9 protein-coding genes are annotated in these 12,942 nt (G+C 60.9%); 4 read left to right on the forward strand and 5 right to left on the reverse strand.

Annotated elements, in window-relative coordinates; translation table 11 throughout:
- Positions 1-27 precede the first annotated feature (27 nt).
- Positions 28-1,443 carry an NAD(P)/FAD-dependent oxidoreductase gene (locus H9627_RS13345; protein ID WP_191734519.1) on the reverse strand — a complete coding sequence of 472 codons (1,416 nt, stop codon included), beginning with the start codon at positions 1,441-1,443 and terminating at the stop codon, positions 28-30.
- A 367-nt stretch (positions 1,444-1,810) separates the two neighbouring features.
- Here H9627_RS13345 and H9627_RS13350 point away from each other — a divergent pair, with 367 nt between their 5' ends.
- Entirely contained in the window at positions 1,811-3,127 is a 1,317-nt protein-coding gene (locus H9627_RS13350; RefSeq protein ID WP_191734520.1) for a class I SAM-dependent methyltransferase, read from the forward strand.
- An 11-nt stretch (positions 3,128-3,138) separates the two neighbouring features.
- Here H9627_RS13350 and H9627_RS13355 read toward each other — a convergent pair whose 3' ends face one another.
- Together H9627_RS13355 and H9627_RS13360 are read right to left on the reverse strand one after the other, a co-directional pair.
- Entirely contained in the window at positions 3,139-4,545 is a 1,407-nt protein-coding gene (locus tag H9627_RS13355; RefSeq protein WP_191734521.1) for an MFS transporter, read from the reverse strand.
- 195 nt (positions 4,546-4,740) lie between these two features.
- A complete protein-coding gene (locus H9627_RS13360) occupies positions 4,741-5,217 on the reverse strand; it encodes a phosphoribosyltransferase (protein ID WP_191734522.1) in 477 nt (158 codons plus the stop codon).
- A gap of 267 nt (positions 5,218-5,484) precedes the next feature.
- Here H9627_RS13360 and H9627_RS13365 point away from each other — a divergent pair, with 267 nt between their 5' ends.
- A complete protein-coding gene (locus H9627_RS13365; RefSeq protein ID WP_191734523.1) occupies positions 5,485-6,057 on the forward strand; it encodes a manganese efflux pump MntP in 573 nt (190 codons plus the stop codon).
- Positions 6,058-6,070: 13 nt separating this feature from the next.
- Positions 6,071-7,030, forward strand: a complete 960-nt coding sequence (locus tag H9627_RS13370; protein ID WP_191734524.1) for an arsenic resistance protein — start codon at positions 6,071-6,073, stop codon at positions 7,028-7,030.
- Here the strand turns inward: H9627_RS13370 and H9627_RS13375 are convergent.
- Both H9627_RS13375 and H9627_RS13380 read right to left on the reverse strand, forming a co-directional pair.
- Positions 7,011-8,477: a hypothetical protein gene (locus H9627_RS13375; protein ID WP_191734525.1), complete on the reverse strand. Its 1,467-nt coding sequence runs from the start codon at positions 8,475-8,477 to the stop codon at positions 7,011-7,013. The genes H9627_RS13370 and H9627_RS13375 overlap by 20 nt on opposite strands.
- A 437-nt stretch (positions 8,478-8,914) precedes the next feature.
- On the reverse strand, positions 8,915-10,630 hold the full coding sequence (locus H9627_RS13380) for a hypothetical protein (RefSeq protein ID WP_225213870.1): 1,716 nt from the start codon (positions 10,628-10,630) through the stop codon (positions 8,915-8,917).
- A 594-nt stretch (positions 10,631-11,224) separates the two neighbouring features.
- On the opposite strand from H9627_RS13380, the gene H9627_RS13385 reads away from it, so the two are divergent.
- Entirely contained in the window at positions 11,225-11,902 is a 678-nt protein-coding gene (locus H9627_RS13385) for a DNA alkylation repair protein (protein WP_191734527.1), read from the forward strand.
- The last annotated feature ends 1,040 nt before the right edge of the window (positions 11,903-12,942 follow it).

Consider the following 12,942-nt stretch of genomic DNA (forward strand, 5'->3'; position numbering starts at 1 on the left):
CAGGGGGTGGTGGAGCTGGGTGCGAGGTTACTTCGCCTTGTTGGCAGCTCCGAAACGGGTGGTGTCCTTCAGCTCGATGGGCACGTCACCGTCCTCCTCATCGATGACCTGGCCGAGCTTGGCCAGTGCGGTGCGGGAGTGCAGCTGCTGACGGGTGGTGGCCAGGTTCCAACGCTTGCGCGAGAGGGCGTTGAGGCCCCAGCTGACCGCGGAGACGAAACGGTTGCGGAAGCCCACGAGGAACATGAGGTGGACACCGAGCCACAGCAGCCAGCCGATGAAGCCGGTGACCTCGACCTTGCCCATCTTCACCACGGCGGAGAAGCGGGACACGGTGGCCATGGAGCCCTTGTCGAAGTAGTCAAAGTCCTCGCGTTCATCACTGGAACGGCCCTCGGCCTCAGCGGCGATCTGCTCGGCGACGTATTCGCCACCCTGGATGGCGACCTGGGCGACACCCGGGAGGTTGTCCAGGGCCATCATGTCACCGACGACGAAGATGTTCGTGTGTTCGCCGACGGACAGGTCGCGGTTGACCTGGACGCGACCTGCACGGTCGACCTCGACACCGGCCTGATCGGCGATGAGCTTGCCCAGTGGGGACGCAGCCACACCTGCGGACCAGATCTTGCAGAACGACGGGATGCGGTGCTCCTCGCCGTCCTTGGTCTTGTAGGTCACGGCCTCCTCATCGACATCGGTGACCAGGGCGTTGAGCTTGACGGTCACGCCGAGCTTCTCCAGGGTGCGCTGTGCGTTGCGGCCCAGACGCTTGCCGAAGGGGGGCAGCACCTGTGGGGCACCGTCCAGGAGGATGATCTTGGCGGAGGAGGGGTTGAAGTTGGTGTAACCGCCGGCGAGGGTGCGGTGCGCCATCTCGGCGAGCTGGCCGGCGAGCTCAACGCCGGTGGGGCCGGCACCGACGACGACGAAGGTCAGCAGGCGCTCACGCTCGGCCGGGTCCTCGCAGATCTCGGCGCGCTCGAAGGCGCCGATGATGCGGGCGCGCAGTTCGAGGGCGTCGTCGATGGTCTTCATGCCGGGGGCGTACTGCGCGAAGTGGTCGTTGCCGAAGTAGGACTGACCGGCCCCCGCGCCGACGACCAGCGAGTCATACTCGTAGACCCGGGTGTAGGAGCCCAGGGAGGCGGTGACGGTCTGCTCAGCGACGTTGATGTCGGTGACCTCACCCTTGATCACATTGACGTTGTCCTGGCCGCTGAGGATCTGACGGGTGAACGGTGCGATCTCGCCGGAGGACAGGATCCCCGTGGCCACCTGATAGAGCAGAGGCTGGAAGAGGTGGTGGTTGGTGCGGTCAATGAGGGTGACGTCGACGTCTGCCTTGGCCAGGTTCTTGGCGGTGAACAGGCCGCCGAAGCCGGAACCGATAACGACGACGTGATGGCGGCCGCCTTCGGGGCGGGTGGGGTTCTCGGACATGGTGTCACTGTCTCCTGGTCGTTGATGAAGAAATTTAACTGGCGCTAGTAGGTGGGCGCCACATACTGATCAACAATAGCCCTCCAAACGAGAACCCACAGGATCGGGTAGTCCAAACCTGTCTGTTTTTGTGAAATATGTGGTATTTACGCCCGTATCTGTTCATTATGCCGGTTAATATGGCGCGTGTCACGTCAATGAATGGACAATCACTGATACCTTTTGGCATGGGTGATCAGCCCACGGGACACGGTGGCCTGGCCGTGTCTCCGCCGCTGGGTCAACCGTTGGGTCTACACTTTCAGTCAGTAGGAATATCCGCTTCGGTTTCATGCCCGTGATGCCACCTGGAGGTGCACCAAAACGCATGGTAGATACGCGTTTGCGCCATCTGGGATCGATCGACCCCGAGGAATGGCCGGGGGTTGCAACGGTACCGGATGCGGTGCTGATGAGTGTCCGTGCCCGACAGGCTGAGGCGAGGTTCGCCCGGGCCTGTGAGAGTGCCGGTCTGGAGCTGCTCGGCGATGAGCCGGATCTCACAATCGATCATGAGGAGTTATTTCCGCGACTCGCCGCCAGCGGATGGCTCGGTCTGGCCGAGAGTTTCATGGCGGGGGAGTGGCACAGCGATAAACTCGCCGACGTGCTCGCGGGATTGATCCAGGCAGGTTTCCGCCCCCGGGGCAGGCTCACCCCCACAGTCGGATTACCTGATGGTACCCAGGACAACGGCGGGGCGCTGCCCGGGGAGCTGATCCGCCTGAGCTCCGGTGACGGGATGAGCGCCTTCGGTGGGGTGTTCGCCTCCGGGGTGCCCACCACACTGCGCACCGCGGTGAAAAGTTTTGTCCCCGGTGCGGGCCGCAACCGTGAACCGGGTTCCCATTTCGTCGACGTGACCCACATTGCGGATCCGGTGGCCGTGGAACGGGAGGACCTGGGGGAGGCACAACGCCGGGCTGCGGCACGGTTGTTGGACGCCGCCCGGGTGCGGGCGGGATCGCATCTGCTGGAGTATCCGGCCTCCGGTGGTGCCCTGTCCATCCTGGCGGCCCGGCGGAATGCCACCGTTGACGTGCTCACCGCCGACGAATCGCAGGTGCCGGGTTTGTCGGAACTGTTGATCCTGGCCGGTGTGGACAACGATGTCCATATCCGCGCCATCCCCCGGGCGATCCCGGGACGGGAGGACTGGGGCGGGTCCTATGATGCGATTGTGTCGATGGAGAAACTCGAGGTGGTCGGCACATCCGGGGCGAAGCGGTACATCAAGGCCCTGGACCGCATGCTCGCCACGGGTGGGTATGTGGCGATGCAGTCGTTGGTGGCCACCGATCAGCTCGGACCCATCGGACGGGAGGCACTCGGGGTGCTGCGGGCCTATATCTGGCCGGCCCTGAAATTCCCGACGATGCAGGAGATCCATCAGCTCGCCGACCGGGAGTCCTCGCTGCGGGTGGTCGCCGAGGTGCACTTCCCGGGGCACTACCTCAAGAGTGTGCAGCTGCAGCGGGAGATCTTCGAGGGACAGATGAGAGAAGCGGCGGCCGACGGCTTTGATGCCGTCTTCCGCCGCATGTGGGTCTACCACTATGCACTCATCGAGGCCCTGCTCCGACTCGGCCACCTCGACGCCGCGCAGTTCACGCTGACCACCAGGAACCGACGCGGGCGTCGATAAGCACACAGGTCCTAGACCTGGGTGAGGTCGTTGTTCTTGTTCTCCTTCATGGTCAATACCGCACCGAACGTGATCAGCGTGACGATGATCAGGTAGATACCCACCTGCGCCACACCGTATTCCGCCACCAGCCAGGTCGCGATGAACGGTGCGATCGCCGCACCCAGGATCGAGGAGACGTTGTAGGCGATACCCGAGCCGGTGTAGCGGACATTGGTGGGGAACAGCTCCGGCAGGATCGCCGACATCGGACCGAAGATCAGACCCATGACGGACATACCCACCATGAGGAAGATGAAGACGGTCGGCTTGGTGGCGGTGGCCGGATCCAGCAGTGCGGTGAAGGTCATGCCGAAGGCGAGCAGCAGCACCGATGCGAGGATCAGGGTCTTCTTCCTGCCCCACACATCCGCCAGCCATCCGGAGATCGGGATCATGATGGCGAAGAACGGGATGGTGGCCAGCTGCAGCTGCAGGAACTCGAAATAGGGGATGGACAGACCGAGTCCCCGGGAGCGGTCACCGATGCCATAGGACAGGATCCAGGTGGTCACCAGGTAGAACAGGGTGTAGGTGGAGAGCATGATGAAGGTGGCCTGCACCAGGGGACCGAACGAGGTGGCGAACAGTTCCTTCAGCGGGGACTTCACACGCTTGCCCTGGTCGACGGCCTGCTGGAAGACGGGGGTCTCCTCCAGGGAGAAGCGCACCCACAGTCCGATGATGATCATCACGGCCGAGGCCAGGAATGGCAGACGCCAACCCCAGGTCATGAACGCATCGCCGGTGTCGCCGGTCTCGTGACCGAGCGTGGCCACCAGGATGAGGAAGAAACCATTGGCCAGGAAGAAACCGAACGGGGCACCCAGCTGCGGCCACATCGCGGCGCGGGCACGGTGGCCGGGCTGGGCGTTCTCGCCGGCCAGCAGCGCGGCACCGGACCATTCCCCGCCGAGGCCGAGGCCCTGGCAGAAACGCATGAGCGCGAGCAGCGCGGGGGCGATGATACCGACCTGGTCATAGGTGGGCAGCAGACCGATGAGGATGGTGGCGATACCCATGGTCAGCAGCGAACCGATCAGGGTGGCCTTGCGCCCCACACGGTCACCGAAATGCCCGAAGATGATCGATCCCAGGGGACGGGCGATGAAGGCCAGGCCGAAGGTGGCGAATGAGGCCAGCAGGTTCACCGTCGGGTTGTCATTGGCCGGGAAGAACAGCATGGGGAACACGGCGACCGCCGCGGTGGCATACGCGTAGAAGTCGTAGAACTCGATGGTGGTGCCGATGGTCGAGGCCGCTGCGACGCGACGCTTCGTCGCCTTGTCGACGACCAGTGGCTGCCCCGTCTCGGTCGTGTGTCCGTTATCGGCCCCGACGGTGGTAACCGCCGATGAGCCCGTGGGTGTGGATGACATGGCTGGTCGATCCCCCTTCAGTGAGTTGTGAAATCCATGTAAGCGGAGATAAGGATTTCACAGCTATTTCCCCGTTGTCAATCTCATGGGATGAAACACATCGGGAATTTGTCCCATTTAATGGGAAATGTGCGGGGAAATGCAACAGCCCCGGCCTCTGTATCGTCCGGGGCTGAGAAAGCTCTTAAAAGGGTGCTACACCTGCTTCTCCACAGGCGGGAGAGTGGACCACGGGAAGTTGATCCACTTATCGGTCTTGCGCCAGACATAATCCGGCTTGAACACGCTGTGGGGCTTCTCGTAGATCACCGCGGTACGCACCTCCACCACGTTGTCGCCCAGGAACTCATGGACCAGCTCCATGGTCTTACCCGTATCGGCCACATCATCCGCCACCAGGATCCTCATACCGGTCAGATCCACCGCCTTCGGCGTCGGCGGCAGCATCAGCGGCTCCTGGAGATGCTCACCGACATCGGTGTAGAACTCCACATTCATCACAGACACATTCTTGATGCCGAGCGCATACCCCAACGCACCACCGATCAGCAGCCCACCACGGGCGATGGAGAGCACGCAGTCGGGCTTATAGTCATTGATGATTTCCTGGGCCAACTCCCGCATGGCTGTCCCGAACAGCTCATAGGTGAGAATCTCGCGTTCCTGTGTCATAGGACCTGAGTCTATCCACCACAGCGACCAACCTGAGAATCACCCCGGCTTGCGCGCCGGGCACAGAGCGCTTGTCGACGACCCACCCACACCCCCGGCATCAGGCGCCACCGCCGTGACCTGCGGATAGAACAAAAAAGTTCAGCTGCCCGAACATGTCTGTGTGTGTTGACTTCCACACGCGTGCCAATAAAATTATCTGGTCGAGGCACCCGCCACACACGTGGACAGGGGTGCCTTTCACGTGCCCACACTCAAAGGAAAACCATGCCCCTCGTCCACGTCATGCTGCTGTCCTGCGGTGTCGCAGCAGACGCCTTCGCCTGCTCCATCGCCCGGGGCACCGTCATCCGCGTCAACGCCGTCAAACGGTCCCTGATCCTGGCGGGCATCTTCGGGGTCTTCCAGGCGCTCATGCCGGTCATCGGATGGGGGATCGGGTACTTCTTCGCGGAGTTGTCCTACATCCGCGCCATCGACCACTGGGTGGCCTTCCTCCTGCTCGCCGGGGTGGGAGCCAAGATGATCTGGGATGCACTCCACCAGGATGCGACCGTGGATGTCATCGACACCGGTGCGGTTCAGCTCCGCCCCGCGCTCATCCTCGGACTGGCCACCAGCATCGACGCCCTGGCCATCGGCATGGGCATGGCCTTCATCCACGCCCCCATCATGGCCCTGGCAGCGGCCATGGGCGTGACCACCTTCGTCCTCTCCCTCGCCGGTGCCTGGATGGGCCATCACGGCGGTGGACGCTTCGGGGGATGGGCCACCGGGCTCGGGGGACTGGTCCTCATCGGGCTGGGCAGCAACATCCTGCTCGACCACATGCTCGGCTAGACTGCCAGGGATCATGAACCGGTCAGCGATAATCCACTGGTGGGATCGCCACCAGATCCCCCTGTACCTGGTGGCGATCCTCGCAGGAGTCGTCGTGGGCCTGGCACTGCCACAGGTAGCACCGGTGGCCGAGGCGTCCATCAACCCCGTGCTGATGGTGTTGCTGTATGCGACCTTCCTGGGGATCCCCCTCACACGACTGGGGGAGGCCGCCCGGGACATCCGCTTCCTCGGCACCGTGCTCGTGCTCAACTTCCTCGTGGTACCCATCGTGGTCTTCGGCCTGAGCAGAGTCATCGCCCACGATCAGATCCTGCTGGTGGGTGTGCTGCTGGTGCTCCTCGCACCGTGTATCGACTACGTCATCGTGTTCACCGGTCTGGCCGGGGGAGACCACGCCCGGCTGCTGGCTGCCGCTCCGCTCCTGATGCTTGCCCAGATCGTCCTCATCCCGGTGTACATGGGCCTGATGGCCGGGCCGGGACTGTTCCGGGTGATCGACCTCGCCTCATTCGGCAAGGCGTTCCTCTTACTCATCGTGGTCCCCCTCCTCCTGGCCACCGTCACCCAGGCTCTCCACGCAGTACGGATCATGGCACTGGCGGAAGCCCTCATGGTCCCGGTGATGATGCTGACCCTCACCGTTGTCGTCGCCTCGCAGATCGACGCGGTCAGCCACCAGCTGGGACAGCTGCTTCACGTCATCCCCCTGTATATCGCCTTCCCACTGATCATGGTGCCGGTGGGAATGGGCGTCGCAAAGCTCGGGGCACAGCCGCCGGCTGCGGCGCGCGCCGTGGTCTTCTCGGGTGCGACACGCAACTCGCTGGTGGTTCTTCCCCTCGCGCTCGCACTGCCACCCGCATTCGGACTGGCAGCAGTGGTGGTGGTGACCCAGACACTCGTGGAGCTGATCTTCATGGTCATCCTCGTCCGCCTTGTCCCCAAGCTGATCACGCAAAAGGCGCGGTGACATCCACCGCCACCTCAGGATCAGGTGGAACCTGATCCAGGCGGAGGAACTCCCGCAGGGCCTCATGGGCCACGCGCGTCCCGGTCTCCAGATCACACCTGCGACGCTGGGCGAGCACCTCAGGATCCGTGCTGTGGCGCGCCGGGTCGAGTTCAGCGGCCCAGTATTTCAGGTGTGGCCAGACGATTAGGTCTTGAAGGAGCTTTGTGTTATCTGACGTCAGACGAATGGCGACATCTCGGATACCACGCCCAAATTCCTCCGCGATCGGACCTCCAATCGGGTCTCCGGTGAGCCCCTTCACGGGGAAATACCCGTTGGTCCACCGGGTAACGGCGAACATCGCACCATGATGGGCAACCAACGACTCGAATACGACCCCATCCGCCTCGTACTGCTCGGTGTAGAAAATATCCCTGATTTCTCCGGTGGCTGTGGTGTCCACATCCGGGGGAGAGGTGGGGTATTCACGCTCCAGGAGGCGTTCCCGGAACTGTTTCGGATCATCATCAAGCAGGAAGGATGCGTGGGCCAGGGGAGAACCGAGGGTGATGAAGTCGGTGACCAGCCACCGCATGGTGCGTCTGCGGGATTCCACCCACAGCGCGTGCTGGGTCTGCTGCCAGACCCCGATCTCCTCTGGGGTGGGATTGGCGGGCAGCTCGAGGGCGGTGCGGGTGAACTCCCTGGCCAGCGTGTCCGGGACGACGGAGGGCGCCTCTGGATGACGAAGCTCATCCCAGGCGAGCCGGAGGATGTCGAAACCGATGACCGATCCGAGACTATGACCCACCACGATGACGCGATTGTAGACACCGCTATCATGGATATGCCTCAACAGCTCCAATCCTTCATTCCTGATCGCATTCCGGGCTTCGATATTCGCCGGATCAGGCGTGAGATAGCGGGCTGCATCGGCCAACTGGCCGGCGAGGAACTTCCAGGCCAGCAGCAGAAGCGCTGTGAGAGCCAGAGCCGCGACCGTGAGAATGATCGAGGCGGCCAGCTGCCACCCGGTGATGGGATCAGGATTCCGGTAGATCAACCACAGGCAACCCCCGATAGCGACCGCCAGGAGTAGGAAGACAATCAACAGCGCCCTGAGAATATTCAACGACCGCAGAAGCGCCCGGTCCTCCTTCTCCGGTGGCGTCCGGAATGCGTTCTTCAATGCCCAGACAAGAGCGTACCGAGCACTGCCGGCCTGCAGGTGGTGCGCCCAGTAGAACTCGAAATAGTCGGTTTTGAACTCTGTCTCCGGGTGTCGGCGGGAAAAACGCCGCAGCTCAGTGTTGCCCCCGAGCCGTTGAGGCCAACTGAAGAACCGGGCGCCCGGGGGATGAGTGCCCCGGAGGAACGCTCGAATGGTGTCCAGGGGATGCTGCTCACCCATGCCGTGGATCAGCACAACCGCCTGGCGCTGCTCGGTGATGCGTTTGGTAGCCATGGTTAATGCTATCCCGGAGGAGACAGCAAGGGCGGGGTCAGGAAAAGGGGTGGGGGAGGGCAGTTGTGGTTGGATTCGGCGAAGCCGGGGAAAAGTGCCCTTGAGCAGGAGTTTCGGGCAGGTGAGGTAGCTGTTTTACCGCGGTCTAGAGAATCTTAGAGAGTTTTTCTGGGTTATTCCCCTTTTAATCATGGGTTTAATAAATGACGTCAGACCTCCTTCGGCTCTTCGTGGGGGTAAGAATTAAATAAATCCAGTTCCCGGCCTTAAAAAGGGCTTGGGATCAAGTCAGTCGATCAACGTGTCAAGTGAAACGGTAAACGCACATTGGGAGCAGGAGAGAAGCAGATGAACGCACCCACCGGCCCCGCACTCCGAAGTCTCGGAAGCATGGGGCCGGTGGGATCAGGGTGGGAAGTAGGGGAGAGGGCTGGTCCTTAGACAGGTGCCGGGGGTTGATCAGACTGTGCCTGCTTGGGCGTATCCTCCAGGGTGGCTGACTCTGGGAGGGGAGGAGGAATGTTCTCCACCGGAATCTCCGCCACAGCTGCATCGGCCAGGGTGTCCGATGGCTTGTCTTCACCGGAGACATGGGGGTGGCCCACCACCGACGCTCCAACCTGGTCGATGACGTTGCCGGCGGTTAGGGGATTAACGGGCTGGACGACTGGCGACAGAGCCTCCGGTTCGGACAGAGATATCCCGGGCTCATGTGGGGCAGTGGTGTCCTTGTCTTTCGAGATCGGTTTGGGCTTGAAATCCAGGTGCAGGAACTCCTGGAGCACAAGGTGGGCAACCCGGGTTCCAGTCCGACGATCCAGCCTCTCGCGTTCCTGGATGATGGCGGTGCCCTCCGCAGGACAATCCCAGTCGGGGTCGAGGTATCGATTCCAGTAGCTCAGATGTGCGACACCGAGCACCTGTCTCAGAGAACCAGGCTTGCAGGATTTCACCCTGACTTTCACGTCCCGGACGCCGGCTCCGAAGGTGGCTGCAACATCTCCACCTACAGGATCGCCGTACCAGCGATAGGCGGGGAAGTAGGCGTTCGACCACCGGGTTACGGCGAAGAGTGCTGCGTGATGTGGCACCAGGGCATCAGGGTTGACGGTGCTGTCAGCCTCATTGACCCTGTACTTGCCCTCATAGAAGACACCCCGCCCCAGGTCAGGGGGACAGGTGGGATATTCGCGTTCCTTGAAGCTCTTCTTCATATCCTCCCGGCCATCAAACATGAGCCAGTCAGCATGGGCTAGGGGAGAGCCGAGGGTGATGAAGTCGGTAACCAGCCACTTCATGCCACGTTGACGACATTCCTGCCACAGCTGGTGCTGGGTATCCTGCCACGTGCGCATCTGGTCCGGGGTCAACTTATCGGGAAGGTTATGGATTATGTCATCAAACCGCAGGGCGAGTTCTGCATCCTCACCGGGATTCCGGGATGATTTACTGGGGTCTGGATGACGATATTCCTCCCACGCCAGACGGAGCATGTCCAGGCCCACGATGGAGCCGAGACTGTGGCCGACAACCACCACCCGTTCATAACATTCCTTTTCGTGTATCGCGCGGAGTAGACGGACACCTTCATCCCTGATTTCATTGCGCGCCCTCACATGTTTGGGTTCAGGAATGAGATAACGGGGAGGATCCGCAAGTACCTCCCGGAGGAAGTAAGAGGAGGCGACCACTAGGCCAGCCACGATGATTTCGACAACACCTGCAACTCCAAGAATGAACGCAAAGGACATGCCTGTTAGTTCGAAAACAGGTACCAGAATCGCCAGCAGGGCAGTCAGGATAAACAGTGACACGAGCAGCTGCAATAGGGCAATGCCCAGCCTGACCTGCTTGATATGTTGCCAGAACGGTTTTTGAAATGTGTTCTTACGGATCCATTTCCAGGTGTACCGGGCGTCCCCGGTATCGAGATAGTGAGCCCAGTAGAGTTCGAAGAAATCCGTTCTCATACGGTAGGAATCTTCTTCTCCCTGATCTCCTGTTCTCTCGCTGGTGGTGAACCGCCGCAGGTCGTAGTTCGGATGCCCGGAGGCGGTGGTGAGTTCGTAGGGACGACTGTAGAACTGGTCGTCTTTGTTATGGGTCCCTTTGAGAAAGCCACGGAGGGTACCCATGGGGCGTTGTTCGCCCATTCCGTGAATGATAACGACAGCTTGTCGTTTACCATGGTCGCGTGGGATAGACATAACTTATGATATCTCTCACAAAAATATATGGGAGAAGTCTTGAATTTAATTCTGAGCTGCGGATATAAAGAAATAACGAGATATAAATCAGTGTTACTACACGTTTCAGCGCCAAATGGGCACAGTTCTCACAGGCCGTGCCCGGCGGGCGATTGATTGGCATATAGGATAAGTCGGACCCGGCACGGGAACCCCGGAGTTTCGTCAGAATCTCTATGTGGCCGCGAACGGCGCCAGCGGGCTCCACATTCGCAATGGCGCCGGCGAGTGGAAGCCGATGACGCCCGGGCGAACGCATTCGACAAGAAGGGCCGTCGTCCGCAGTTGACGGATGGATGGGCCGTCTGTCGGGAGTTGGAAGATCAGCCGGAGGGGGAGCAGGGTCAGGCCGACGTGAGAGCCTACCTAGGACATCAGAGACCAGACGACGGACTCGGGGGGAGATCCACGTCCAGCCTAAATGACATAATGTACATTATCGGACAATTGGACATGCATGCCCGGCATCATCGGCTGGCGCCCACTGGTAGGTTTATCTCCATGAGTTCCCCTGACGCCACTGTCTCTGACACCCTCCGCGCCCTGGAGGCTCTCGCCGATCCGAAGATCCTCGCTGTCAATGAACGCCACGGCGATGATCATGCGGTCAACCTGACGAAGCTCCGCGCCGTGGCCAAGGATCTGAAGAAGAATCAGGAACTCGCCCTCAAGCTCTGGGACTCCGGCGATACGGCCGCACGCCTGGTATCCCTGCTGATCTGCCGGCCGAAGGAATTCTCCACGGATCAGCTCGATTCCATGATTCGTGAGGCACGCACACCCAAGGTCACTGACTGGCTGATCAACTATGTGGTCAAGAAGCATCCCCATTGGGATGAGCTGCGCCGCCTCTGGTTGGCAGATCCAGACGATGCGGTCCGGGCCGCCGGCTGGTCCCTGAACACCTTCGCCATCACCGCCGCACCTTCTCGGATCGACCCGGATTCCCTCCTGAAAAGTATCGAATCTGACATGGATGGTGCGCCACCGCGTCTCCAGTGGAACATGAATGAGACCCTGGCCAATATCGGCATCGAGCACCCAGACCTCAGGCAACGTGCGATCGACATCGGTGAACGCCTCGGGGTGCTCCGGGATTACCCGACGCCACCGAACTGCACCTCTCCCTTTGCACCGATCTGGATTGAGGAGATCGTCCGTCGTCGAGAGCCCAAATGACCACTTCCCGACCACACTCCCTTAGGTCATTAATTTCGTCACTGTGACGTAAAGGTCAGGTGTGGCTGGATGGCTTCTTACGTCACCTTTTCGTCATTAGCGTCATTCGGGCCCGTTGCACCCTGGATCACTTTCCCCGCAGGACTCTCCGGCGCCCTTCAGCTTCCAGCCTCTTCCATCTCTGAGAAAATCAGCGGATCTTTCATCATGCTCACCGTGTCCGACCTTCAGCCTCCGCACACCTCCGCAGAATGAGCGGTGTGAAGCACTCCCCTGCCTCTCGACCAGGTCGTTGAGGAGCGTCCACCCCCCCAGCCTCATTCAGGATTTCACCTGGGGAAAATCTGCTCTGGCTTCTTTTCGTCTTGGATATTGACGATTTTTTACCCCCGCTTGCGCCTTGGAGGTCTGACGTCAGATTTTAACCATTGATTTTTCGATCCCCGCCGGACCTTTCCTGCAATGTGGGGCTGGAATTCGCGACGCCAAACCGAAGTGCAAAGACTCGCCGGCGTATTTTTCCTCCTAGGATCTCCAACCCTCGTGTCGCGTTTCGGCCACTGATCCTTCCTCCCCACCCCTCAGCTCCCGGGCCGTCGAGCCTCACCCCCTCCTCAGTTCCGCCCCTATGCCCCTCCCGCCCTGACCTCTTCCCCATCTAGGCCTTTATGCGAATTTTCACCCCCGCGCGCCCGCTGGAGGTCTGACATCATTTATCACCCCTGCAAACCCCGGCAACGAAACCCACCCCCACATAAGGACAGAGAAAACCGCCCCCTGATCCTCGGTGTCACCCCGGTCGGTGACGAGGATCAGGGGGGGTCGCTTGTGAATTCGTCGAGTATCCGACGCTAGGCCTCTACCTGATCAGGTATCGATCGTTCATGAGACACTCCTCCGCCGGGTTCGTGAACTGCGGATTCCCACGGTCGATTTCGTAACGCTTGCCGTATACGCAGCAATGTAGGGGTCGCTTGTGAATTCGTCGAATATCCGACGCTAGGCCTCCACCTGATCAGGTATCAATCGTTCATGAGACA

The sequence above is a fragment of the Corynebacterium gallinarum genome, assembly GCF_014837045.1.
GTDB lineage: Bacteria > Actinomycetota > Actinomycetes > Mycobacteriales > Mycobacteriaceae > Corynebacterium > Corynebacterium gallinarum.